At 71.2% G+C, this 23533-nt stretch carries 19 protein-coding genes; 5 read left to right on the top strand and 14 right to left on the bottom strand.

Features of this window, described 5'->3' with window-relative positions:
- Positions 1-13 precede the first annotated feature (13 nt).
- Complete coding sequence (locus tag ACPEEZ_RS03725; RefSeq protein ID WP_423922939.1) at positions 14-1219, bottom strand: ThiF family adenylyltransferase; 1206 nt, start codon at positions 1217-1219, stop codon at positions 14-16.
- Between ACPEEZ_RS03725 and ACPEEZ_RS03720 the strand changes: the two genes are divergently transcribed.
- Positions 1218-2837 carry a glycosyltransferase family 39 protein gene (locus tag ACPEEZ_RS03720; protein WP_423922936.1) on the top strand — a complete coding sequence of 540 codons (1620 nt, stop codon included), beginning with the start codon at positions 1218-1220 and terminating at the stop codon, positions 2835-2837. The genes ACPEEZ_RS03725 and ACPEEZ_RS03720 overlap by 2 nt on opposite strands.
- Before the next feature lie 58 nt (positions 2838-2895).
- Here ACPEEZ_RS03720 and ACPEEZ_RS03715 read toward each other — a convergent pair whose 3' ends face one another.
- The 7 genes from ACPEEZ_RS03715 to rsmI all read right to left on the bottom strand — a co-directional run bounded on the left by ACPEEZ_RS03715 (position 2896) and on the right by rsmI (position 10201).
- The gene (locus tag ACPEEZ_RS03715) at positions 2896-3828 is read right to left on the bottom strand and encodes a 4-(cytidine 5'-diphospho)-2-C-methyl-D-erythritol kinase (RefSeq protein WP_423922934.1); all 933 of its coding nucleotides are present in this window, start codon (positions 3826-3828) and stop codon (positions 2896-2898) included.
- A 439-nt stretch (positions 3829-4267) separates the two neighbouring features.
- Positions 4268-4828, bottom strand: coding sequence for a hypothetical protein (locus ACPEEZ_RS03710; protein WP_423922931.1), 561 nt, complete (start codon positions 4826-4828; stop codon positions 4268-4270).
- Positions 4829-4832: 4 nt separating this feature from the next.
- Complete coding sequence (gene rsmA / locus ACPEEZ_RS03705; RefSeq protein ID WP_423922928.1) at positions 4833-5678, bottom strand: 16S rRNA (adenine(1518)-N(6)/adenine(1519)-N(6))-dimethyltransferase RsmA; 846 nt, start codon at positions 5676-5678, stop codon at positions 4833-4835.
- Positions 5678-6628 carry a TatD family hydrolase gene (locus tag ACPEEZ_RS03700; protein ID WP_423922925.1) on the bottom strand — a complete coding sequence of 317 codons (951 nt, stop codon included), beginning with the start codon at positions 6626-6628 and terminating at the stop codon, positions 5678-5680. Before ACPEEZ_RS03700 ends, rsmA begins: the two co-directional genes overlap by 1 nt.
- On the bottom strand, positions 6625-8193 hold the full coding sequence (gene metG, locus ACPEEZ_RS03695) for a methionine--tRNA ligase (protein ID WP_423922922.1): 1569 nt from the start codon (positions 8191-8193) through the stop codon (positions 6625-6627). The genes ACPEEZ_RS03700 and metG overlap by 4 nt, the downstream gene beginning before the upstream one ends.
- A 110-nt stretch (positions 8194-8303) precedes the next feature.
- Complete coding sequence (locus ACPEEZ_RS03690) at positions 8304-9290, bottom strand: NADP-dependent oxidoreductase (RefSeq protein ID WP_423922920.1); 987 nt, start codon at positions 9288-9290, stop codon at positions 8304-8306.
- A gap of 92 nt (positions 9291-9382) precedes the next feature.
- Positions 9383-10201, bottom strand: coding sequence for a 16S rRNA (cytidine(1402)-2'-O)-methyltransferase (gene rsmI, locus ACPEEZ_RS03685; RefSeq protein ID WP_423922918.1), 819 nt, complete (start codon positions 10199-10201; stop codon positions 9383-9385).
- Between the two features lie 77 nt (positions 10202-10278).
- Here rsmI and ACPEEZ_RS03680 point away from each other — a divergent pair, with 77 nt between their 5' ends.
- The 4 genes from ACPEEZ_RS03680 (at position 10279) to ACPEEZ_RS03665 (ending at position 14968) form a co-directional block, all read left to right on the top strand.
- Positions 10279-11952: a dolichyl-phosphate-mannose--protein mannosyltransferase gene (locus ACPEEZ_RS03680; protein ID WP_423922915.1), complete on the top strand. Its 1674-nt coding sequence runs from the start codon at positions 10279-10281 to the stop codon at positions 11950-11952.
- A gap of 103 nt (positions 11953-12055) precedes the next feature.
- Positions 12056-13348 (top strand): O-acetylhomoserine aminocarboxypropyltransferase/cysteine synthase family protein, encoded by a 1293-nt coding sequence (locus ACPEEZ_RS03675; protein ID WP_423922913.1) that lies wholly within the window; start codon positions 12056-12058, stop codon positions 13346-13348.
- A 5-nt stretch (positions 13349-13353) separates the two neighbouring features.
- Positions 13354-13947, top strand: coding sequence for a CoA-binding protein (locus tag ACPEEZ_RS03670; protein WP_423922910.1), 594 nt, complete (start codon positions 13354-13356; stop codon positions 13945-13947).
- Between the two features lie 127 nt (positions 13948-14074).
- Entirely contained in the window at positions 14075-14968 is an 894-nt protein-coding gene (locus ACPEEZ_RS03665; RefSeq protein WP_423922907.1) for a sulfurtransferase, read from the top strand.
- 125 nt (positions 14969-15093) lie between these two features.
- Here the strand turns inward: ACPEEZ_RS03665 and ACPEEZ_RS03660 are convergent, their stop codons facing one another.
- The 6 genes from ACPEEZ_RS03660 to ACPEEZ_RS03635 form a co-directional block, all read right to left on the bottom strand.
- Entirely contained in the window at positions 15094-17079 is a 1986-nt protein-coding gene (locus ACPEEZ_RS03660) for a thioredoxin domain-containing protein (RefSeq protein WP_423922904.1), read from the bottom strand.
- 34 nt (positions 17080-17113) lie between these two features.
- Positions 17114-18310 carry a bifunctional 2-methylcitrate synthase/citrate synthase gene (locus ACPEEZ_RS03655; RefSeq protein ID WP_423922901.1) on the bottom strand — a complete coding sequence of 399 codons (1197 nt, stop codon included), beginning with the start codon at positions 18308-18310 and terminating at the stop codon, positions 17114-17116.
- A gap of 51 nt (positions 18311-18361) precedes the next feature.
- Positions 18362-19264: a methylisocitrate lyase gene (gene prpB, locus ACPEEZ_RS03650; RefSeq protein ID WP_423922898.1), complete on the bottom strand. Its 903-nt coding sequence runs from the start codon at positions 19262-19264 to the stop codon at positions 18362-18364.
- 10 nt (positions 19265-19274) lie between these two features.
- Positions 19275-20804 carry an MmgE/PrpD family protein gene (locus ACPEEZ_RS03645; protein WP_423924350.1) on the bottom strand — a complete coding sequence of 510 codons (1530 nt, stop codon included), beginning with the start codon at positions 20802-20804 and terminating at the stop codon, positions 19275-19277.
- A gap of 53 nt (positions 20805-20857) precedes the next feature.
- Positions 20858-22501, bottom strand: coding sequence for a long-chain-fatty-acid--CoA ligase (locus ACPEEZ_RS03640; protein WP_423922896.1), 1644 nt, complete (start codon positions 22499-22501; stop codon positions 20858-20860).
- A gap of 94 nt (positions 22502-22595) precedes the next feature.
- A complete protein-coding gene (locus tag ACPEEZ_RS03635; protein WP_423922894.1) occupies positions 22596-23240 on the bottom strand; it encodes an ArsR/SmtB family transcription factor in 645 nt (214 codons plus the stop codon).
- Positions 23241-23533 lie beyond the last annotated feature (293 nt).

Here is a 23533-nt window from a genome sequence, read left to right as displayed (position 1 = left end):
CCTTCCCGCATGTCTAGCCTGCCGCAGCCGCCGGGCCGCGCCCCGCGAGCGTCCAGCCGAGCATCCCGCCGTGCAGCACCCGCACGTCGTACCCCTCGGCGGCGAGCAACTCGGCGGCGGCACGCGCACGCGGGCCACGCGCGCAATAGGTGACGACCGGCACGGCCCGGTCCAGGTCGGGCCGTTGGAGGGTGCGCGTGCCGAAGCCGGGTGCCACGACGTCCCCGGCGATGTGGGCGAAGTCGTGCTCGTCGGGCTCGCGGACGTCGAGCAGCACGAAGTCCGCCCCGGGTGTTCCCGCGCCTCGGGCCGCGAGCCGGGTCGCGAGATCGTCCGCCGTCACGTCGGCGCCGATGGAGACGCCTGCGGTCTCGGCCCCGGGGGTGCTGACGTCGCGAGACGGGATCGACGCCCGGCGCCGCGCCTCCTTGTCGGGAGCACGCCGCAGGCGGCTCTCGCGCCACGATCCGGCCGCGGCGTCCACCGTGACCACCCGGCCGAGCAGGGGCTCGCCCACGCCCGTGACGAGCTTCACCACCTCGGAGGCCATGGTCGAGCCGACGAGGCCGCAGAGGGGCGACAGCACGCCGACGTCGGCGCACGACTCGTCCCAGCCCGACGCCGGCGGGCTCGGGTGCAGGTCGCGGTAGTCGACGCCCCGACCGTCGGGCGCCGCGTCCCAGAACACGCTCACCTGGCCGTCGAACCGCGAGACGCTCCCCCACACGACCGGCAGACCCCGTTCGGCCGCCGCATCGGACACGACGTAGCACGTGTCGAACGAGTCGCTGCCGTCGACGACCAGGTCGTAGTCGTCGAACAGTTCCGCCGTCGCCTCCGTCAGCCGGGTCGCGTGCACCCGCACGGTCACGTCGGGGTTCTGCGCCCGCACCCACTCGGCGGCGGCCCTCGCCTTCGGCACACCGAGCTGCGCGGGGCCGAACAGGAGCTGACGCTGTAGATTCGACTCGTCCACCGCGTCGTCGTCGACGATTCCCAGCGTTCCCACACCGGAGGCTGCGAGATATTGGATCACTGGTGCGCCGAGTCCCCCGGCTCCCACCACGACCACGCGTGCGTGCGACAACCGGCCCTGTGCCGCCAAGCCGAAGCCCGGCAGCCGGACACTCCGCGAGTAGCGGATGCTGCTCGGGTCGGGCCCTGATTCCGGTGCCGCCGGAATCGCATCAGACGACACGAGAGGGGGCAGAGACGACATGACGAACCTCCTCCAGCCCGGACGGGCGAATCCGTCCACTGTAACCGCGCCTCCTTCGCCCGCCGGCCGCGCCTCCTGGTGGGGTCGCGTCCGCACCTTCCGTCACCTCGACGCGGTCGTGATCGGCCTCGTGGCCGCCGCGGCCTCGTTCGCCTTCATGGGAGTGCCGTCGGTCTGGTACGACGAGGCGGCCACCGTCACGTCGGCGACGCGGTCGTGGGGCGAGCTCTGGCGGCTGATCCAGTCGGTCGACATCGTCCACGCGACGTACTACGCGTTCATGCACGTCTGGTTCGACGTGTTCCCCTACTCACCGATCTCGCTGCGGATGCCGAGCGTCTTCGCGACGGGCATCGCCGCCGCCCTCGTCGTCGTGCTCGGCAAGGTGCTCGTGAACCGTCGCACCGGTGTCGTCGCGGGTCTGCTGTTCTGCATGATCCCGCGGGTGACGTGGATGGGCTCCGAGGGGCGCTCGTACTCGATCTCGGCCCTGCTGGCCGTGGCCACCACGCTCGTGCTCGTCACGGCGCTGCGTCGCTCGTCACGCCGCTGGTGGGTCGCCTACGCCGTCTTCAGCGTGCTGTCGGTCGCCGTCTTCCTGTACCTCGCCCTCGTCATCATCGGCCACGGCGTGACCCTGCTGCTGCTCGCGCGCCGTGCCCAGCGCCTCGATCGAGAGACCGAAGGAGGCGCGGGCGAGTCGGTCGCCACCGCGCGTCGATCGCTCATCGCCTGGTTCGTCGGAGCCGCCGTCGCCGCCGTCGCCAGTCTGCCGATCTCGGTCGGCTCGATGCTGCAGACCGGGCAGGTCGGCTGGATCCCGAAGCCGAGCTTCGCCACGATCAACCAGGTGCTCGTGACGCAGTGGTTCTATCAGAACTCGCCCTTCGCGCTCTTCGGCTGGCTGCTCGTCGCGGCCGGCATCGTGGTCTCGGTGCTGGTGACGCGCCGCCTCGGCGCCGATCGCCCGGCGTCGCAGCCGTCCGTGTTGGCGGTGGCCCTGCCCTGGATGATCGTGCCGACCGTCGGCCTCGTGCTCGAATCGGTCGTCGCCACCCCCCTGTACTCGCCTCGCTACCTGACGTTCGGCACGCCCGCCGTCGCGCTCGTCATGGGCGCGGGCCTCGCCGCCGTGCGCTGGCGCAGCCTGATCGCCCTCGTCCTGATCGGCGGCGTCGCCCTCTCGGCGCCCGGCTACGTCGAGCAGCGCGAGCCCGAGGCGAAGGACTCGAGCGCCTGGAACCAGGTCGCCGACCTCATCGCGACCCAGCGTGCCGCAGAGCCGGAGGGCACGACGGAGGGTGTCGTCTACGGCCCGGTGCGGCGCCACCCCAAGGCGACCTCGCGCATCATCGCCGAGATGTATCCGGCGCCGTTCCAGGGCATGTCCGACTTCACCCTGCTGAAGACGGGCGCCGAGAACAACACCCTCTGGGAGACCCAGGCCTCCCTCGAGAGCACGATCTCGGCGACCGACTCGCTCGACGTCGTCTACCTGATCACGAGCAACAAGCAGGACTGGCGACCGCGTGTGACCGCGGACCTCACTGCGCGCGGGTTCCACCTCGACCACGAATGGAAGCTCACCCGCACGAACGTGCTGAAGTTCACGCGCTGACGCGCTGACGCGCTGAGGCGCTGAACGCTGAGCGCTGAGCGCTGAGCGCTGAGGCGCGTCAGTCGCCGACGATGCGCGCGCCGTGCACCGGGCCGGTCGCGCGGACGACCGACAGGCGTGCCGCGCTCAACGCGATCTGCAGTTCGAGCGCACCGTCGAGATCGGGCGCGAGGAAGGCCACGGTCGGCCCCGACCCCGACACGACCCCGGCCAGGGCGCCGTTCCGTTCGCCGAGCTCGAGCACGTCGGAGAGTCCCGGTTCGAGGTGCAGCGCCGGCGCCTGCAGGTCGTTGTGCATCGAATCGGCGAGCATGCCCGGGTCGCCGGCGCGGAGGGCCTGGAGCACTCCGGCATCGACGACCGGCTGACGGACGGGCGAGATGTCGCCGGAGTGACGCCGCCGATGCTCGTCCAGCTCGTGATACACCGTGGGCGTCGAGAGCCCGAAGTCGGCGAGGGCGAGCACCCACTGGAAACTGCCCTTGGCCAGGGCCGGGCTGAGCTCGTCGCCGCGGCCCGTGCCGATCGCCGTGCCGCCCGCGAACGCGAACGGGACGTCGGCTCCGAGCTCGGCCGACAGGTGCAGCAGGTCGTCGCGGCTGAGACCCGTGCCCCAGAGCGCGTCGCAGGCGAGCAGTGTCGCGGCCGCGTCGGCGGACCCCCCGCCCATGCCGCCCGCGACGGGGACGTTCTTCTCGATGCTGAGGGCGACGCCACCGCGGTAACCGGTGGTCGACGCGAGGAGGCGCGCGGCCCGGATCGCGAGATTGCTCCCGTCGACGGGCACCCCGCTCACGTCGATGCCGCCGCTGAACCTGACGCTGAACGTGTCGGAGGCGCGGGCCCGGACGTCTTCGTACAGCGAGACGGCCTGGTAGGCGGTCGCGAGCTCGTGGTACCCGTCGTCCTGCAGATCGCCCACGGCAAGGAACACGTTGATCTTGCCGGGCGCGCGTGTGTGGACCACGGTCGGAGCGGCCACGGAGGTCATGCCTCCAACCTAGCGCGCCCGGCTCCCCGTACCGGACGCACCTACCCTCGCACCGCCTCCTCTTCCGCCCGTCGCCCCTCCTCCCCTCCCCCCCAAACGATGTGACCCGACCGGCTGATGTTTGCGCGAAACATCGACCCGACGGGTCACATCGTTGGGGAGGGCGAAGCCCATTTCCCCTCGCCCTGTCCCTCCCCTCCCCCCGAACGATGTGACCCGACCAGCTGATGTTTGCGCGAAACATCGACCCGACGGGTCACATCGTTGGGGAGGGCGAAGCCCATTTCCCCTCGCCCTGTCCCTCTCCCTCCCCCCAAACGATGTGACCCGTCCGGTTGATGTCTGCGCGAAACATCGACCCGACGGGTCACATCGTTGGAGAGGGCGAAGCCCCTGCCTCGACGACGTGACTTGAGGGGAAGGACTCGAGGGAGGCGGGTCAGGGGAGCGCGGTGAGCAGGGCCGTGAGGGCGTCCTCGACGGGCTGCATGCGCTCCGGGAGGCGGAGACCGCTCTGCGTCAGCGTGACCGCGCAGGCGTCGCCGTGGGCCGGCAGCACGGCGAGGAGCAGCGACTCCCCCGCTCCGAGCGTCCACGTCGCCGACGGGCCCGCGGCCGCACGACTCGACGACGAGGGGTCGCCGCCCGCATACCTCGCGACCGGGCCGAGCGCACGCTCGAACAGCTCGAGCGGCCCCGCTCGTCGGCTGCGGCTCACCGTGACGCGGTACGTGCCGTCGGGCTGCTGCCCCGGCACACTCAGCCCGCGGGCCTGCTCGTAGCTGACCGTGATGCCCTGCGCCCACCAGCGGGGCACCTCGTACTCGTCCTCGAGCCGGGCCGCGATCTGGGCGTGCGACCACCGGTTCGCCCCGAGTCCGTCAAGGATCGCGAACCACTGGGAGGCGCTCCGTCCCGTCCCCGAGGCGAGACGCGCGTCACTGAGACGGCCGGCTCGGGCAGAACCCGCCGAGGGCCTGCCCCGCGACTCGCCGCTCATCGGCTCAGGACGCCGCGCTGACCCGCGCGATCGCCAGGAAGTCGTCGACCGTGAGCTGCTCGCCCCGTTCGGTCGGAGCCAGCCCGGCCTGCTCCAACGCAGCCGACGCCTCGGCCGACGAGCCGAACACCGTCGAGAGCGACTGGCGCAGCATCTTGCGGCGCTGTTGGAAGGCGGCGTCGACGAGTTCGAACGTCGCGAGGCGTTCGGCCTCGGTGCCGCGGGGCTCGCGCCGGTCGAACGCGACCAGGATGCTGTCGACGTTCGGCACCGGCCAGAAGACCTGTCGACTGACCTGCCCGGCGGTCGAGAACTCGCCGTACCAGGCGGCCTTGATGCTCGGGGCGCCGTAGATCTTCGACCCCGGTTCGGCGGCGAGCCGCAGACCGACCTCGGCCTGCACCATGACGAGCCCGCGCTCCAACGACGCGAAGTGCTCGAGGAAGTGCAGCAGCACCGGCACGCTGATGTTGTACGGCAGGTTCGCGACGAGGTGCGTGGGGCTCGACGGCAGGGCCACGACGCGCATGGCGTCGTCGACGATGACCGAGAGGTCGGCCGCCGGCTGCAGCAGCGCGACGGTCTTCGGCAACTGCTCGGCGAGCCGCTTGTCGATCTCGACGGCGGTGACGCTCGCACCGGCCTCGAGCAGGCCGAGCGTCAACGAGCCGAGGCCGGGGCCGATCTCAACGACGCTCATGCCCGCGGACACCCCCGACGCCGCGACGATGCGCCGCACGGTGTTCGCGTCGTGCACGAAGTTCTGCCCGAGCTTCTTGGTGGGCTGGATGCCGAGCATCTCGGCGAGGTCGCGGATCTCGGCGGGGCCGAGCAGGGTCGAGCGCGCCATCAGCCCTCGACCGTGACCGGCTCGGTGTCCCAGCCGCCGTAGACGAGCTCGGTGGTCGACGAGATCTGGGCCGCGAGCATCGACACGTCGGTGCCGATCGTCTCGGCCATCGACCGCAGCGTCAACGGGATCAGGTAGGGCGCGTTCGGCCGACCGCGGAACGGCGTCGGTGTCAGATAGGGCGCGTCGGTCTCGACCATGATCAGGTTGCGCGGCAGCTGCACGAGGGCGTCGCGCAGCGGCTGGGCGTTCTTGAACGTGACCGTGCCGGCGAACGACGCGTACCAGCCGTGCTCGGCGCAGATGGAAGCGAGCTCGGGGCCCCCGCTGAAGCAGTGGAAGACGACCTTCTCGGGAGGACCGACCTCGAGCAGCAGATCGACCACGTCGTCGTGCGCGTCCCGGTCGTGGATCTGCAGCGCGAGACCATGGCGCTTCGCGATCTCGATGTGCGCCCTGAACGAGTCGAGCTGGGCGGCCCGGCCGTCCTCGCCCGTGCGGAAGAAGTCGAGACCGGTCTCGCCGATGGCGCGCACGCGCGGCCGGGCGGCCAGTTCGTCGATCTCGGCGAGGGCCGCGTCGAGCAGCCCCTCGGCGGCGAGCCGCGGGGCCTCGTTGGGGTGCAGTGCGACGGCCGCGAGCACGCGGGGCTCGCGGGCGGCGATCTCGGCCGACCAGCGCGACGTCTCGAGGTCGGTGCCGACCTGCACGACCCCGCGGACACCGACCGCCGAGGCGCGGTCGAGGTGCTCGCGGTACTCGACCGGGCCGTCGCCGTCGTCGCCGACCCCGTCGGCGATCTCGAGGTGCGTGTGGTTGTCGTACACCGGGACGACGAGCGCCTCGGGGCTCGGCGGGTACGTCAGGTCGCGCTTCTGCCCACCGGACTCGGTGGAGGCGCGGTGTCGGACGTGCGCGGCATCGCCCGTCGGCGAGGAGGCGTCGGTCATACGGCCGGCTCGGGCTGCTCGACACGGGGGAAGAGCCCCGCCTCGAGCGGCACGACGTTCGGAGCGGACGACCACTCGGCCGCGCGGTCGACCGGCTGGCTCGTGAGCTCGCCCTGGCCGATGGACGCCCAGAGCGTGTGCGTGGCGACCGGGATGAACGGCGAGAGCAGCACCGTCAGGGTGCCGAGGCCGCGCAACGCGGTGCCGAGCACCGTCCCGAGACGCTCGCGCTGTGCCTCGTCTTTCGCGAGGACCCAGGGCTGCTGCTCGGTGATGTAGCCGTTGAGGGCGTCGACCAGCTCCCAGATGGAGGCGAGCGCCTCGTTGATGGCGAACCGGTCGATGGCCGCGTCGGCGGCGGCGGTGACCCGCAGCTCGATCTCGCGGATGGCGAGGTCGGCGTCGGTCTGCTCGCCGATGACCGGCACGACGCCGTCGAAGTAGCGCGTGACCATGGCCGTGATGCGCGACGCCAGGTTGCCGAAGCCGTTCGCGAGTTCGGCCTGGTAGCGGGCCGCGATGTCCTCCCAGCTGAAGTTGCCGTCCTGACCGAACGTGATGGCCCGCATGAAGTAGTAGCGGAACGCGTCCGACCCGAAGACCTCGGTGATCTGCTGCGGCGCGATGCCGGTCAGCTTCGACTTCGACATCTTCTCGCCGCCGACGAGGAGCCAGCCGTGGCCGAACACGTTCTTCGGCACGGGCAGGCCGGCGGCCATCAGCATGGCGGGCCAGATGACGGCGTGGAACCGCGCGATGTCCTTGCCGACGAGTTGCACGGCCGGCCAGCGGCGCTGGAACTCGTCGTCGTCGACGCCGTAGCCGATCGCGGTGACGTAGTTGAGCAGGGCGTCGAACCAGACGTAGACGACGTGCTTCTCGTCCCACGGCACCTTGACGCCCCAGTCGAACGACTGACGCGAGATGGACAGGTCGCGGAGACCCTGCTTGACGAACTGCACGATCTCGTTGCGCACGTTGTCGGGCTGCACGAAGTCGGGTTGCGACTCGTAGAGGTCGAGGAGGCGCTGCTCGAAGTCGCTCATCCGGAAGAAATAGTTGCTCTCTTGCAGCACCTCGACCGGGATGCTGTGGATCGCGCAGACCTGCTGGCCCTCGAACGGACCCGTGCCGTCGACCAGGTCGCTCGGCTGCTTGTACTCCTCGCAGCCGACGCAGTAGAAGCCCTCGAACTCGCCCTGGTAGATGTAGCCGTCGTCGTACAGCTTCTGCAGGAAGAGCTGCACGCCGCGCTCGTGGCGCTCGTCCGTGGTGCGGATGAAGTCGTCGTTCGCGATGTCGACGGTCTCGAGCAGCGGCTTCCAGGCACGGTCGACGAGGTCGTCGGCCCACTGCTGCGGCGTGACACCGTGGCTCGTCGCGGTGCGGAGGATCTTCTGCCCGTGCTCGTCGGTGCCGGTCAGCAGCCAGGCGTCGTCGCCCCGCTGACGGTGCCAGCGCGCGAGCACGTCGGCGGCGACCTCGGTGTAGGCGTGACCGATGTGCGGCACGTCGTTGACGTAGAAGATGGGTGTCGCGATGAAGAAGGAGTCGCCGGCGGGCATGACGACCATCTTAGAGGCGGCCTCCGACAGCGTGACACGAGCGTGGGACCCGGCCCGCGCCTCCTGAGGGTCGAGGACGACCACGAGGAGGCGCGGGTCGCGTCGCGCGGTCAGCTCGCCTGGTCGCTGCGGTCGTCCGCCCCGGCCCGCTCGCCCTCGCGCTCGCCCGGGTACTCGACGACGTCGATGCCGACGACGTACTTGCCGCGACCGTGGCGTTCCTCGAGCTCGCGGAACGCGTCGCGGATGTGGTCGAGCGGGAAGACGGCCTCGATCGGCACCATCAGCTTCGTCTCGGCGATCAGCCCGAGCAGCTCGGCCATCACCGCCTGCGACGTGGCCTGCGCCGACCCCTCGGCCTTCACCCCGTGCTTCTCGACGGCGTCGAAGTCGATGATCGTGTTGATGCGGTCGGGGGCGACGCCGAGCTCCAACGCGGTCTCGACGTTGCCGTGGCCGAAGCAGTCGAGGTACGCGTCGACCCCCTGCGGGGCCAGCTCGCGGATGCGCTCGACGAGCCCGTCGTCGTAGGTGACGGGGACGACGCCCAGATTGCGGAGGAAGTCGTGGTTGTGCTCGCTGGCCGTGCCGATCACGGTCAGGCCACCGAGCTTCGCGAGCTGGGCGGCGAGCACCCCGACACCGCCGGCCGCGGCCGCGATGACGACGGTGTCGCCCTCGGTGGCGCGCACGGCCCGGAGCGCGGCGTAGGCGGTCGGACCGGCGACGCTGATGCTGCCGGCGACCTCCCACGGGATGTTGTCGGGCTTGGCCACGAGGTGGTCGTGCGGCACGGCGACGAACTCCGCCTGCGACGACCGGGTCGCCCAGCCCACGACCTCGTCGCCGACCTTCCACTCCTCCACGCCCTCGCCGACCTCGTCGACCACACCCGAGAAATCGGTGCCCTGACCGGACGGGAACGTCGCAGGGTAGACGGAGTCCATGAGCCCCTCGCGGATCGCCGATTCACCGGGGTTCAGGCCGGCAGCCCGGACGGCGACCACGACCTCGCCGGGGGCGGCGCGGGGTTTCGGGACGTCCTCCACGGTCAACTGGTCGAGATCGCCGTACTGCTCGAAACGGACTGCTTTCATCGGGGGCTCCTGTTCGTCGTGGAGGACGGCCCGCACGGGGCCTGCTGCCATCCTGCGCTCAGCGACCTGACGTTCGCCCTACCGAGACAGGACTAGGCGCGCGCGGCGAGCGCCGCCTGGTACAGATCGCGCTTCGACAGGCCCGTGGCCTCGGCGACGTCGGCCGCGGCCTCCTTCAGCCGCGATCCGTCGCGGACGAGGGACTGCACCTGGGCCAGACCGGCGGCGAGGTCGACCACGCGCTCGGGTGCCCCGTCGACGACGATGCAGATCTCGCCGCGGGAGCCGTCGGCGGCCCAGAGCGCGAGCTCGGCGGCGGTGCCGCGCCGCACCTCCTCGTGCAGTTTGGTCAGCTCGCGGCAGACGACGACTCGTCGGTCGGCGCCGAGGGCGGTGACGACGTCGGCGAGCGAGTCGCCGAGCCGGTGCGGCGACTCGAAGAAGACCATGGTGCGGCGTTCGTCGGCGAGGGCCGTCAGCACGCGCAGCCGGTCGCCCTGCTTGCGCGGGAGGAACCCCTCGAAGCTGAAGCGGTCGGTCGGCAGGCCCGAGACGGCGAGCGCGGTGAGGACGGCGCTCGGCCCGGGGATCGACGTCACGGTCACCCCGGCGGCGGCCGCGGCCTCGACGAGCGGGAACCCGGGGTCGCTGATGGCGGGCATGCCGGCGTCGGTCAGCACGATCACGTCCGACGTGCGGGCCAGCTCGACGATCTCGCTCGCCTTCTCGCGTTCGTTGTGCTCGTGCAGGGCGATGAGGCGCGGGCGGTTCTCGACGCCGAGCGCGCGCATCAGGTGGATGGCGGTGCGCGTGTCTTCGGCGGCCACGATCTCGGCGTTGCCGAGGGCCTCGATCAGCCGCGCCGAGGCGTCGCCGAGATTGCCGATGGGGGTCGCGGCGAGAACGATCACCGGACCATTGTCCCCCGGCGAGTGGGCGACCGACGACCCCGGCCGAGAGCCAGGGCGCGACTGGCTACGATGGCCCGATGACCGACCGGGCCGAGCGCGACTTCGACACGCTGGTCGGATCGACCGCGACGGCCGCGACACCGGACGCACCCGCGACGTCCGAGACGCCCGCGTCGCATGCCGCGGGCCGCCCGCTGACCCGGCTCGACGCCTGGTGGGGCCGCGTGCTGCGCACCCCGACCAGGAGGCGCGTGTGGGCCTGGGCGGGCCCGCTCGCGGTCACCGTGTTGGCGGCCCTGCTCCGTCTCTGGCACCTCAACCACCCCGCGACGCTCGTGTTCGACGAGACGTACTACGTCAAGGACGCGTGGTCGCTGCACAACCTCGGCTACGAGGGCTCGTGGCCGACCGACTACGACGCGACGTTCGCGAAGGGCGGCGTCGACGGATTCCTGACCAACCCGTCGTTCGTCGCGCACCCCCCTCTCGGCAAATGGCTGATCGGTCTCGGCATGGCTGTGTTCGGCCCCGAGAACCCGGCCAGCTGGCGGGTCGCGACCGTGGTCGTCGGCGTCCTGGCCGTGCTGCTCGTCGCGCTGATCGGCACGTACCTGTTCAAGTCGACGATGCTCGGCACGCTCGCCGGGTTCCTGATGGCGATCGACGGGCACGCGATCGTCATGTCGCGCGTCGCCCTGCTCGACAACTTCGTCATGTTCTTCGGTCTTCTCGCGTTCGCGGCCGTCATGCTCGACCGGCGGCAGAGCGCGCGGAGACTCGACCGCTGGATCGCGCATCGCCGCGAACGGGGCCGCGATCTCGCCTGGGGCCCCGCGCTCTGGGCCCGCCCGTGGCTGGTCACCGCCGGCCTGATGTGCGGTCTCGCGACCGGCGTCAAGTGGAACGGCCTCTACTTCCTGGCGTTCTTCGCGCTGTACACGGTCGTCGTCGACGGGCTCGCCCGACGTCGCGCCGGTGTCGAGTTCTGGGCGACCGGCACGCTGCTGAAGCAGGCACCCGTGAGCTTCCTGCTCACCGTGCCCATCGCCGCCCTCGCCTACCTCGCGACGTGGACCGGCTGGTTCGTCACGAGCGGCGGCTACGACCGCCACTGGATCGAACAAGGAGGCACGCGATGGACGGGTGCGCTGGCCTGGGTCCCCGACGCGTTCCAGAACTTCTGGCACTACCAGAGCGGCGTCTACGCATTCAACGTGGGCCTGCACACGCCGCACGCCTACCAGGCCAACCCGTTCACGTGGCTGCTGATGCTGCGACCGACGAGCATGTACTACCAGGGGTCGGACCTCGGGCAGAACGGTTGCGACGTCACCCGCTGCGGCGAGGCGATCACCTCGATCGCGAACCCGCTGATCTGGTACCTGGCCGTGCTCGCCTGCGGCTACCTGCTGTACCGGCTCGTGCGGTACCGCGAGTGGCGGTACGGGCTGATCCTGCTCGGCGTGGGCGCGGGCTACCTGCCCTGGCTGGCGTATGCCGACCGCACGATCTTCCAGTTCTACACGATCTCGTTCGAGCCCTATCTGCTGCTGGCGCTCGCCGCGACGTTCGGGGTGATCCTCGGCAGACGCACCGACGACCCCGACCGTCGCCTGAGCGGGATCGGCGTCGTGACGATCCTGCTCGTCGTCAGCATCGCGGTCAGCGTGTTCTTCTATCCGCTCTGGACGGCGCAGCTCGAGAACTGGGACTTCATCCGCATCCACTACTGGATTCCGAGCTGGAAGTAACACTCCCCGGGACGCGAGATTTCTCGTCCGACCGGCACCGTGCCTCCTTGCGTATTGTTACGCGACGCGTCGCCGCGTGACGCGCGACAAGTAGCGTGGGCGCATGGCAGATCGTGAGTACGGCTTCCGCACGCGGGCGATCCACGCGGGCAACATCCCCGATGCGACGACGGGAGCGCGGGCGCTGCCGATCTATCAGACGTCGGCGTTCGTCTTCGACGACACCGACGACGCGGCGGCCCGGTTCGCCCTGCAGAAGTACGGCAACGTCTACAGCCGACTCGCCAACCCGACGACGGCCGCGTTCGAGGAGCGCGTCGCGAGCCTCGAGGGCGGACTCGGCGCCGTCGCCACGGCCAGCGGCCTGAGCGCGCAGTTCATCACGTTCGCCACGCTCGCGGGCGCGGGCGACCACATCGTCGCGAGCGCGAACCTGTACGGCGGGTCGATCACCCAGCTCGACGTCACGCTGCGCCGCTTCGGCGTCGACACGACGTTCGTGCAGTCGTCCGACCCGGCCGACTACGCGGCCGCGATCCGCCCCGAGACGAAGCTCGTGTTCGTCGAGACCGTGGCCAACCCGTCCGGCGAGATCGCCGATCTCGAGGGCCTCGCCGAGGTCGCACACGCTCACGGACTGCCCCTGATCGTCGACTCGACCATCGCGACGCCGTACCTCAACCGGCCGATCGAATGGGGCGCCGACGTCGTCGTGCACTCGGCGACGAAGTTCTTGGGCGGTCACGGCACGACACTCGGCGGCGTCGTCGTCGAGTCGGGCCGCTTCGACTGGGACACCGAGCGGTTCCCGTTGTTCGACCAGCCCGTGCCGAGCTACGGCGGCATCAACTGGTCGGGCAACTTCGGCGAGTACGCCTTCCTGACCCGGCTGCGCGCGGAGCAGCTCCGTGACATCGGCCCGTCGCTCGCGCCGCACTCGGCCTTCCTGCTCGCGCAGGGCGTCGAGACGCTGCCGTACCGGATGCGCGCGCATGTCGAGAACGCCCGCCGCGTCGCCGAGTGGCTCGACGCCGACCCCCGCATCGAGCGGGTGCGCTGGGCCGGGCTCCCCGAGCACCCGCACCACGACCGTGCCCTGAAGTACCTGCCCGAGGGGCCCGGCTCGGTGTTCACGTTCGAGCTGGCCGGGGGCCGGGCGGCCGGCAAGACGTTCATCGAGTCCGTCGAGCTCGCCAGCCATCTCGCGAACATCGGCGACGCGAAGACGCTCGTGATCCACCCCGGGTCGACCACGCACGCGCAGCTCTCCGAGCAGCAGCTCGTCGACGCCGGTGTGCTGCCCGGCTCGGTGCGCATCAGCGTCGGCATCGAGGACGCCGACGACATCATCTACGATCTCGACCAGGCGCTCGACGCCGCGGCGAAAGGCGAGTGACCACGATGAGCACGACCGCAGGCACGGACGTGGAGGCCGGCACGGTCACGACGCAGCTCAGCAACGGCCTCACGTGCGAGCTGCCGGCGAGCAGCCCGCTCGCCAAGCTGCTGAAGTCCCAGCGCACCTGGGTGGGCCCGACGGCGCGCGAGCGACAGGCCATCCTGCGCCGTGCCCGCAGCGTGGCGATCGTCGGTGCTTCGCCGAACCCGACCCGGTCGAGCTACTTCGTCGGCACCTACCTGCAGCAGTCGAGCGACCTGCGCGTCTACTTCGTCAACCCGAACGCCGACACGATCCTCGGCCAGAGGGCCTACCCCGACCTCGCGTCGCTGCCCGAGGTCCCCGACATCGTGGACGTGTTCCGCAAGGCCAGCGACATCCCGTCGGTCATCGACGACGTGCTCGCCGTCGGCGCCCCGACCGTCTGGGTGCAGCTCGGCATCTACAACGAGGAGGCGGCCCGCTACGGCGAGGAGAACGGCCTCGCCGTCGTGATGGACCGCTGCATCAAGGTCGAGCACGCCAGGTTCCACGGCGGGCTGCACCTGATGGGCTTCGACACCGGCGTCGTGTCGGCACGCAAGCTCGCCCGCTGACGCGCGGGGCGCCTGGACCGTTCACCGTTTGGGCCGTTCGGCGTTCTCATCCGTCGCCCGGCGGAATCCGTGACGCTTCATGTCGAGTCCTCTGGCCGATGACGGCGGCCGAGGTTACCGTGGCGCTATGCCTCCCGTCCTGACCGCTCCGATCGTGTCCACCCAGTGGCTCGCCGACCACATCGGCGCCGACGACCTCGTGATCGTCGACGCCACCGTGCTCGTCGACTCGCTGGGTGACGGGGCCGCCGAGCCGACTCCGCGCGGGTACGCGTCGGGCCGTGCCGTGTACGCCGAGGCCGGGCACGTCCCCGACGCCGTCTTCGCCGACCTGATCGACGACTTCAGCGACACCGATGCCGACCTGCCCTTCACCCGGCCCGACACGGAGCGGTTCGAGAACGCGGCGAGCGCGCTCGGCATCTCGAACGACACGACCGTCGTGGTCTACGACTCGGCCGGGGGCCACTGGGCGTCACGTCTCTGGTGGCTGTTCCGCTCGTTCGGGTACGACGACGTCGCCGTGCTCGACGGTGGATTCGCGACCTGGGTGGCCGAAGACCGTCCGATCCGCCGCGGGCACCGGGCCCCCAAGCCGTCGGTCTTCCTCGCCGAGGAGCGCAGCGACGCCTGGGTCGACAAGCGTTTCGTCGAACGCGTCGTGGCCGGCGACGAGGACGCGACGCTCGTCTGCGCCCTCCCCGCCCGCGAGTTCGCCGGGGCTCCGGGTCGCCGTTCGCGCCGCGGACACATCCCGGGCAGCTTCAGCGTGCCCGCGAGCGAGTTGCTCTCGGCTGACGCGCACACGTACCGGCCGGTGCGCGAACTGCGTTCGGCGTTCCCGTCCGTCTCCACCGACTCCCTGGTCGTCGTGTACTGCGGTGCCGGGGTCTCGGCCGCGTCCGACGCGCTCGCCCTGACCCTGGCGGGTCACGAACGCGTCGCGCTCTACGACGGGTCGCTGAACGAGTGGGCGGCGGACCCCGACTCCCCGCTCGTCACCCTCGACGGCGCTGCCTGACCCGCCCCTCCCCAACGATGTGTCGCGTTGGGCGCATGTTCCGGGCGAACATGCACCCGACGCGACACTTCGATCAGAGGGGGGCACCCCGTCAGAGGGGGCACCCCGTCAGAGGGGGCACCCCGTCAGAGCGAGAGCGGGAGGGCGCGGTCGAGGGCGGCGGGGTCGGTGAGCGGCAGGCGGCAGACGAAGTCGTGGCAGAGGTAGGCCGTCGGGGTTCCGCCGAGGCAGGTGCGCGCCTCGAGGAGGGAGAAGCCGGCGTCGGAGAACGCACGCGCCTCCTGCTCGTCGAGGACGACCGCGACGGTCGACGGACCGAGGAGGCGCCGGGCGCGCTCGCTCAGTGGGTCCGAGTCGGGCGCCCCGACGGGTCGCACGACGACGAGCTGCGTCGACTCGCGCGACAGGGCCGAGAGCAGCGAGAACGTGGTGCCGAACGCGAGCGGGTTGTCGAGGGCAGGCAGGGTCGCGGGGACGAGCGCTCGGGCGGCCGCGTCTCGATAGCGGGCCTCGCCCGTCAGCTGGTGCAGCAGCAGCGCCGCGGCCGCCATCGAACTGATGCCCGACGGGTAGGCCCCCTCCGACGGGTCGGCGGTGACGGCGACACCCTGTTCCGTCAGCAGCGGATCGGCTCCGCCGGGCACCGCGAACGCGAGGCCGTGCGACACCCCGCCACCGGCACCGGCACCGGCACCGGCCCCGGCGGCGAGACAGTCGTCGACCAGACCGCGGGCGGCCACGGCGTAGTCGACGCGGCCCGTCGCGGTCGCGAGGGCGAGCAGGCCTCCGGCGAGCATCCCGTAGTCCTCGAGGGTCGCGACGGCGGTCGAGACCCCGGACGCGGTCGAGGCCCGCAGCAGACGCCCGTCGGCCCGGACGTGCTCGGCCAGGAGGAGGTCTGCTGCGCCGACGGCCGCATCCACCCAGTCGGGACGCCCCTGTCGGGCGCCGGCCTCGGCGAGCGCTCCGATCGCGAGGCCGTTCCAGCCCGTCAGCACCTTGTCGTCGACCGGAGGCCGCTCGTGCCGAGCACGGCTCGCGGCATCGAGCGCGTAGTACCCGCCCTCGACCCGCCGGCCGTCGATGGTGCTCTCGCTGTCCTGCGCCGAGCCGAAGCCTCCGCGCGGTGTCCGCAGCACGGTCAGGAGGAAGTCCGCGATGCCGGTCGCCACGGACTCCGCCGAGAGCGTCCCCGGACCGACGACACCACCGGCACCGGCCGCACCGGCAGCGCCGACACCGCAGGCACCGGCCTCGAGCGCGGCCAACCGCGAGTACGCCTGCAACAACAGGGCGTTGTCGTAGAGCATCCGCTCGTAGTGCGGGTCGCCCCAGTCGCGGCGGGTCGCGTAGCGGAAGAACCCGCCCTCGACCGGGTCGCGGAGCGGCGACGCCGCCATGCGGCGGAGGGTCCGGTCGGCGAGGCCCCGAGCGGTCTCGTCCCCCGCGGCCGCCTGCCCGAGCAGCATGAGCTGCGTCGGCGCGACGGGGAACTTGGGTGCGCCGCCGAAGCCGCCGAACTGGGTGTCCTCGAACGGCGCGAGGCCGGCGACGGAGCGTGCCACCTCGGCCGGGGTCGGCGGCGGGGTCGACGCGCGCCGCGCCTCCTCGGCGGATGCGCGCAGCGCCCCGGCGACGGCTCCGGCCGTCTGGTCGACCTCGGCCCGCCGTGTCGTCCACGCCTCGAGCACGGCGTCGACCACCTGACGGAAGGACGGCCGATCTCCGACGGGCTGCGGCGGAAAATACGTGCCGGCGAAGAACATGCGACCCTCGGGCGTGACGAAGCAGGTCAGCGGCCAGCCGAGCCCTTCCGTGAACGCGGACGCGGCGGCCAGGTAGCTCGCGTCGACGTCGGGGTGCTCCTCGCGGTCGACCTTGATCGCGACGAGGCCGTCGTTCAGCACCGCGGCGATCGCCGGGTCGCTGAAGCTCTCGCGGGCCATGACGTGACACCAGTGGCAGGTCGAGTAGCCGATCGAGACCATCACGGGCACGTCCCGGCGGGCGGCCTCGGCGAACGCCTCGGCGCCCCAATCGCGCCAGTCGACGGGGTTGTCGGCGTGCGAGCGCAGGTACGGACTGATCGCGTCGGCGAGTCGGTTGGGCATCGGCCCACGTTATCCGCGGTCGGGCGCCCGCCGCTCAGCCGCCCGCCGGGACATCCCGCAGCCCTGGTCCCTCGTACTCGCTCAGCGGCCTGATCAGCGAGTTCGCCTCGCGCTGCTCGATGACGTGCGCGCTCCAGCCGAGCACGCGCGACGCGACGAACAGCGGCGTGAACACGCTCGTCTCGAAGCCGAGCAGGTGATAGGCGAGACCGGACGGGTAGTCGACGTTCGGCTTGAGGTTCTTGCGCTCGAGCACGGCGGCCTGGAGGGCGTCGTAGGTGTCGGCGAGCCGACCGACGCGACCGGCCTCCGAACCCGAGGAGGCGCGGGCCCGGTCGAGGAGGCGACCGAGCGCCGCCTCCATGGTCGGCACCCGGCTGTCGCCGTTCTTGTAGACGCGGTGCCCGAAGCCCATCAGCTTCTCGCGCCGGGCGAGGGCGTCGTCGAGCCACGGGTCGACGTTCGACGCGTCGCCCACGGTCGTCAGCAGCTCGAGCGCCGCCTCGTTCGCGCCGCCGTGCAGGGGCCCCTTGAGGGCGCCGATGGCTCCGACGATCGACGAGTGCAGGTCGGACAGCGTGGACGCGATCACCCGGGCCGTGAACGTCGACGCGTTGAACGAGTGCTCGGCGTAGAGCACCATCGACGTGTCGAAGACGTCGATCTCGAGCTCGTCGGGCTCGCGGTCGAACACCTGGTGCAGGAAGTCGGCGCTGTAGCCGAGGTCGTCCCGCGGAGGCACGGGCGGCAGATCGCGGCGCCGACGCTGGTCGTACGCGATGATCGCGGGCAGCACGCCGAACAGGCGCGCGGCGCGGTGCCGCGTCTCGTCGGCGTCGAACACGCCGGGCGACCGCTGCGGCTCCGGCATGGCCGCGCCGAGGGCACCGACCGCGGTGCGGACCACGTCCATCGGGTGCGCGCTGGTCGGGATCAGGTCGATCAGATGATGGAGGCCCGGTGCGAGAGGGCGCGCAGCCCGCACCTCCTCGTCGAACTCGGCGCGTTGCGTCGGGGTCGGCAGCTCGCCGAAGAGCAGCAGGTACGCGACGTCCTCGATGTCGCGGCCCGCGGCGAGCTGCTGCACCGGGTAGCCGCGGTAGAGCAGCGAGTTGCTGGCCGCGTCGACCTTCGAGACCGCGGTGCGGTCGACGACCACGCCGGCGAGACCCTTGTGGATCTCGGGGACGCGCGGCTCGTCGGCCGGCGCGGTGATGATGGTGTCGCTCATGTCACTCCTTCGTGATCTGCGAGACGTGGCTGAGGGTACCCCCGCGGGGCCCTACCGCTCGACCGTGAAGTCGAACACTCCCCCGTCGAATCGTGAATAGCCTTCGTAGTCGATGAGGTCGTAGAGGTCGGCCCGGTGCTGCATGCGATCGAGCAGCGCGGACTGGGTGCCGGAGGAATCGATCTCGTCGAGGCCCCTCGCCGCCTCGCCCATCGCGAGCCGCAGCAGCGTCACCGGATAGATGACGATGCGCACCCCCGCATCGTGCAGCTGATCGGCCGTGTGCAACTCGCCCTTACCGAACTCGGTCATGTTCGCGAGCACCGGCACGTCGACGGCGCGCGCGACGGCCTCGAACTCGGCGAGACCGGTCAGCGCCTCGGCGAAGATCGCATCCGCCCCCGCGTCGACGAGGGCCTTGGCCCGGTCGACGGCGACCTCGAGCCCGTCGATCGCCCGGACGTCGGTGCGCGCCATGATGAGCAGGTCGGGGTCGCGTCGACCGTCGACGGCGGCCCGGATTCGCTGCACGGCCGTGCCCTGGTCGACGACGCTCTTGCCGTCGAGGTGGCCGCAGCGCTTGGGGTTGACCTGGTCCTCGATGTGGAGCCCCGCGACCCCGGCGTCCTCGAGCGTCTGCACGGTGCGCGCGACGTTCATCGGCTCGCCGAACCCCGTGTCCGCGTCGACGAGGGTCGGCAGGTCGGTCATCCGCGCGATCTGGGCCGCGCGCCCGGCGACCTCGGTCAGTGTCGTGAGACCGATGTCGGGCAGGCCGAGATCGGCGCTGATCACCGCACCCGAGACGTAGACGCCCTCGAACCCCTTGCGCTCGATCAGACGGGCGCTGAGGGGGTTGAAGGCGCCCGGCAGCCGCAGGAGGTCGTCGCTGCCGTCGAGTCGTTCGCGGAACGCCCGACGCTTCGCCGCGGCCGTGAGGGTGGAGTAGAGCATGGCCCGCGCCTCAGAACAGACCCGCGGGCACGGCCGCGTCGCTCGCGTCGAGCAGGCCCGCCGGTGCCGTCACCGTGAGGCCGGACAGCTCGTGCGGCTGCAACCCCGGGAGGCGCTGGGCCGTGTCGAGGAACCTCTCGACCTCGGCGTCGTCGAGCACGCCGACGGCCAAGGTGCGGAACTTCTGCACGTAGTCGGCTCGCGCGAACGGCCGGGCACCCAATGGATGGGCGTCGGCGACGGCGATCTCGTCGACGAGTCGGGTGCCGTCCGCGAACTCGACCTCGAGGCGGCCGCCGAAGGCCTTCTCGGCCGGATCGGTCGAGTGGTAGCGGCGGGTCCACTCGGGGTCCTCCGCCGTCGTGATCGTGCGCCAGAGGGCGACCGTGTCGGGACGTGCCGCGCGCTCGGGGGCGTAGCTGCGCTCGTGGTGCCATTCGCCGTCCTGCAGCGCGACCGCGACGATGTACGGGATCGAGTGGTCGAGCGTCTCGCGGCTCGACGTCGGGTCGTACTTCTGCGGGTCACCCGCGCCCGAGCCGATCACGGTGTGCGTGTGGTGACTCGTGTGCAGCACGATCGAACGGACCTGCTCGGGGTCGCGCAGTCGCGGTGTCTCCCGGCCGAGGCGGCGGGCCAGGTCGATGAGAGCCTGCGCCTGGTACTCGGCGCTGTGCTCCTTCGTGTAGCTGTCGAGGATGCCGCGCTTCGACTCGCCGGGCCCGGGCAGCACGACCCGGTAGTGCGCGTCGGGGCCGTCGAGCAGCCAGGCGATCACGCCGTCCTCCCCCTCGTAGATGGGTGACGGGCTGGTCTGGCCGCGCAGCGCGCGGTCGATCGCCTCGACGGCCTGCTTGCCGGCGAAGGCCGGCGCGTAGGCCTTCCAGGTCGAGATGGCTCCCTTGCGGGACTGCCGCGTGGCCGTGGTCGTGTGCAGCGCCTGGCCGATGGCCTGGTAGACGGTCGCCGTGTCGAGGCGGAGCAGTGCGCCGATGCCGCCGGCCGCGCTCGGGCCGAGGTGTGCGACGTGGTCGATCTTGTGCGCGTGCAGGCTGATCGCCTTGGCCAGGGCGATCTGCAGCTCGTAGCCGGCCGCGATGCCGCGGATGAGCTCGTCCCCGGTCGCACCGACGTGCTGCGCCACCGCGAGGATCGGCGGGATGTTGTCGCCCGGGTGCGAGTACTCGGCGGCCAGGAAGGTGTCGTGGTAGTCGAGCTCGCGCACCGCGACGCCGTTCGCCCAAGCGGCCCACTCGGGCGTGCTGCGGCGGGCGGGGTCGAGCCCGAAGACGGTCGCACCCTCGCGACCGGTGCCGGTCTGCGGTCGCGCGACGGCTTGGGCACGCGCGGCGGCGACGGGTGCCCGCGTCAGGCTCGACAGCGCCACGGCGGCGTTGTCGATGACGCGGTTGACGATCATGTCGGCGACGTCGTCGTCGACCGGCACGGGGTCGGTCGCGGTCGCGGCGAGTCGCCAGGCCAGCTCCTGTTCGCGGGCGAACGGGGAGTCGCTGCGGTGGACGTGCACATCATCGAGCATCACCCGACCCACTCTAGACACCGGGCCTGGCCGACCCGCCTGCGACGCGACGGTCACGCGGTCGTGGGCGCCGCCTCCTGGGTGAACGTCGCGACGAGCTCGCGCTTCAAGACCTTGCCGCTCGGGCCCAGGGGCAGGGCGTCGAGCACGTGGACGACGCGGGGGTACTTGTACGCGGCGATCTCGTCCGAGACGTACGCGATCAGCTGCTCGGGGGTGACCTCGGCCCCGGCTCGCAGCACCACGGCGGCCTCGATCTCCTGCCCGTGCACCTCGTGCGGCACGCCGAACACGGCGGCCATGGTCACGTCGGGGTGGGTCGCGAGGACCTCCTCGACCTGACGCGGGTACACGTTGTAGCCGTTGCGGATGATCATGTCCTTCGTGCGGTCGACCACGCGGAGGTAGCCGTCGTCGTCCTTCGTGCCGAGGTCACCGGTGCGGAACCAGCCGTCGACGATGGCACGGGCCGTGTCCTCCGGGCGGTTGAGGTACCCGTTCATGATGTTGTGACCGCGGACGACGATCTCGCCGATCTCGCCGTGCGGCAGCAGCACGATCGCGTCGCCGACCGCCGAGTCGGCGATCTCGACGTCCACGCCCCAGACCGGTGTGCCGATCGTGCCGGGCCGCGGCGGCAGGCCCACGTGGTTGAAGGTCGCGACGGGCGACGTCTCGGTGAGACCGTAGCCTTCGTGGATCGGCGCCTGGAAGACGCTCTCGAAGCGCTCGATGATCGCGACGGGCAAGGAGGCGCCACCCGAGATCGCGTAGCGGAGCGGCGGCCGGTCGTCGGTGCGTGTCGCGGCGTCGAGCAGCGCCATGTACATCGTCGGGACGCCCATGAAGATGCCGCACTCGTTCTCGACCATGACCCGCAGGGCGGTGTCGCCGTCGAACTTCGGCACCATGACGACCGTGGCCCCGGCTCGGAGGGCCGTGTTCATGGTGCAGGTCTGGCCGAACGTGTGGAAGAGGGGCAGGGCCCCGAGCACACGGTCGCCTCGCGTCATGTCGAACGTCGTCATAAGGTTCGTGTTGACCTGCTCGATCAGCGAGTAGTGCGACCCCTCGGCCCCCTTCGGCTGCCCCGTGGTGCCGCTCGTGTAGAGGATGGTCGCCGTGCTGAACGGGTCGCGCGACCGGTAGGTAACGATGGGTTCGGCCGTCGCGGCGAGCGCCTCGAGCCGGTCGTGCCTGGCGGCCGACTCGTCGTCCGGAGCGAGCACCGTCACGACGTCGACCCCGGCGAGCTCGGCGCCCGCCGCGCCCTCGGCCAGCAGCGGAGCGGCGCAGACGAGCAGACTCGTGCCGCTGTCGTTCAGCACGTATTCGATCTCGTGCCGCTTGAGCAGCGCGTGGATCGGGACGGCGACGCCCCCCAGCGCCAGCACGGCGTAGTACACACGCGGGAAGTCGGCGACGTTGGGCACGAGCATCGCGACCTTCGTCCCCTCGCCGACGCCGCGGGCCGCGAGGGCGCCGGCGTACGCCTTCGTCTGCTGCCACAGCTCGGCGTACGTGATGCTCTGCGGGCCGACCACGATGGCGACGTCGTCCGGGAAGCGCGTGGCCGACTCGGCGAGGATGGCCGCGACGGATGCGCTGGCGTGGGTCGTCTGGCTCGTGGTGTCTGGGCTCGTCGTGGTGTCTGGGCTCGTCGTGGTGCCTTGGCTCTTGGTGGTGCTCTGGCTCATGTGGTGCTCCGTCTCCGTTGACGTGTGTGCCGCGCAGCCTCGGCGGCCGGGTTGATCGGATCATACGTCCGCATCCTCTACCTCGCCGCCGAGGTCATTCGAGATCGCCGCTTCCGTCGGCGTCGTCGGCGTATTCGCTCCGACCCACACCGCGTGCGCTCTGGTTCAGGCCGTGGTGACCCCGGGAGGCGCGGGTCGGCAGACCGTGCACCTCCGGCGGGTCGGGCGGGTCGATGTAACCGCGGCGTACGCGTGCCGCGTAGATGGTCGGTGCCTCACCGAGGCAGCGGGTGTCGGCTCCCTCGAGCCAGGCTCGATGCCAGTACGCGGTCGCGGCGTCGAGTTGCTCGAGCCATTCGTCGGTCATCATGTAGAAGCGTCGCGGGCCATCGGCGAGGTACTGCACGAACCCCGCGCGACGGAGGATGCCCAGATGCCGCGAGGTCGAGGACCAGCCCACGCCGAGCTGGTCGTAGACCATCGTCGCGAGATCGCCCGACGTGCCGGCCCCGGTCACGAGCAGCTCGACCATATAGGCCCGGACCGGGTCGGACATCACCTCGAACGGGTTCAGAGGTCGAGCCTCGGCGCGTGACGCGGGCCTGCCGTGGTCGCTGCGCGTGTCGGTGTCGGTGTCGGTGTCGGTGCGCGTGTCGCTCTCGGTGTCGGTGTCGGTGTCGGTGTCGGTGTCGGTGCGCGTGTCGCTCTCGGTGTCGGTGCGCGTGTCGCTCGGGAACATGTCTTCTCTCATCCGCTGATGTGGTTCAAACCGCAGAACCGGTTCGTGCCTGTGCGTGCGTGCTCGGGGGTGCGCGCTCGTGCTCCTGCGCTTTGAACCGCAGGAGGACGGGGGTTCGGGGGCTGCCCGCGCTGCGGTTCGAAGCGCAGGAGGGAAACTCGGGGGGGCATCGTTCTGCGGTTTGAACCACAGGAGCGAATTCGGAAAGCCATCACCTGCTGCGGCAGCCGGCGCGGCAGCAGCCCGCTGTGCGACAGCCGGCGCAGCAGCAGCTCGCTGCGCGGCAGCCGCGG

Source organism: Frigoribacterium sp. 2-23 (genome assembly GCF_049601585.1).
Classification (GTDB): Bacteria; Actinomycetota; Actinomycetes; order Actinomycetales; family Microbacteriaceae; genus Frigoribacterium.
The sequence above is the reverse complement of the archived record's forward strand: the minus strand, read 5'-3'. Positions and strand labels throughout refer to the sequence as shown.

Bases quoted from the DNA above. Each gene is read 5' to 3' on its own strand.
- ACPEEZ_RS03700 (WP_423922925.1), bottom strand. From the start codon at position 6,628: ATGACCGACGCCTCCTCGCCGACGGGCGATGCCGCGCACGTCCGACAC.
- ACPEEZ_RS03725 (WP_423922939.1), bottom strand. From the start codon at position 1,219: ATGTCGTCTCTGCCCCCTCTCGTGTCGTCTGATGCGATTCCGGCGGCA.
- rsmA (WP_423922928.1), bottom strand. From the start codon at position 5,678: ATGGCGCGCTCGACCCTGCTCGGCCCCGCCGAGATCCGCGACCTCGCC.
- ACPEEZ_RS03720 (WP_423922936.1), top strand. From the start codon at position 1,218: ATGACGAACCTCCTCCAGCCCGGACGGGCGAATCCGTCCACTGTAACC.
- ACPEEZ_RS03665 (WP_423922907.1), top strand. From the start codon at position 14,075: ATGCCTCCCGTCCTGACCGCTCCGATCGTGTCCACCCAGTGGCTCGCC.
- ACPEEZ_RS03675 (WP_423922913.1), top strand. From the start codon at position 12,056: ATGGCAGATCGTGAGTACGGCTTCCGCACGCGGGCGATCCACGCGGGC.
- ACPEEZ_RS03635 (WP_423922894.1), bottom strand. From the start codon at position 23,240: ATGTTCCCGAGCGACACGCGCACCGACACCGAGAGCGACACGCGCACC.
- ACPEEZ_RS03655 (WP_423922901.1), bottom strand. From the start codon at position 18,310: ATGAGCGACACCATCATCACCGCGCCGGCCGACGAGCCGCGCGTCCCC.
- prpB (WP_423922898.1), bottom strand. From the start codon at position 19,264: ATGCTCTACTCCACCCTCACGGCCGCGGCGAAGCGTCGGGCGTTCCGC.
- ACPEEZ_RS03710 (WP_423922931.1), bottom strand. From the start codon at position 4,828: ATGAGCGGCGAGTCGCGGGGCAGGCCCTCGGCGGGTTCTGCCCGAGCC.
- ACPEEZ_RS03640 (WP_423922896.1), bottom strand. From the start codon at position 22,501: ATGAGCCAGAGCACCACCAAGAGCCAAGGCACCACGACGAGCCCAGAC.
- ACPEEZ_RS03660 (WP_423922904.1), bottom strand. From the start codon at position 17,079: ATGCCCAACCGACTCGCCGACGCGATCAGTCCGTACCTGCGCTCGCAC.
- ACPEEZ_RS03680 (WP_423922915.1), top strand. From the start codon at position 10,279: ATGACCGACCGGGCCGAGCGCGACTTCGACACGCTGGTCGGATCGACC.
- ACPEEZ_RS03670 (WP_423922910.1), top strand. From the start codon at position 13,354: ATGAGCACGACCGCAGGCACGGACGTGGAGGCCGGCACGGTCACGACG.
- ACPEEZ_RS03715 (WP_423922934.1), bottom strand. From the start codon at position 3,828: ATGACCTCCGTGGCCGCTCCGACCGTGGTCCACACACGCGCGCCCGGC.
- ACPEEZ_RS03645 (WP_423924350.1), bottom strand. From the start codon at position 20,804: ATGCTCGATGATGTGCACGTCCACCGCAGCGACTCCCCGTTCGCCCGC.
- ACPEEZ_RS03690 (WP_423922920.1), bottom strand. From the start codon at position 9,290: ATGAAAGCAGTCCGTTTCGAGCAGTACGGCGATCTCGACCAGTTGACC.
- metG (WP_423922922.1), bottom strand. From the start codon at position 8,193: ATGCCCGCCGGCGACTCCTTCTTCATCGCGACACCCATCTTCTACGTC.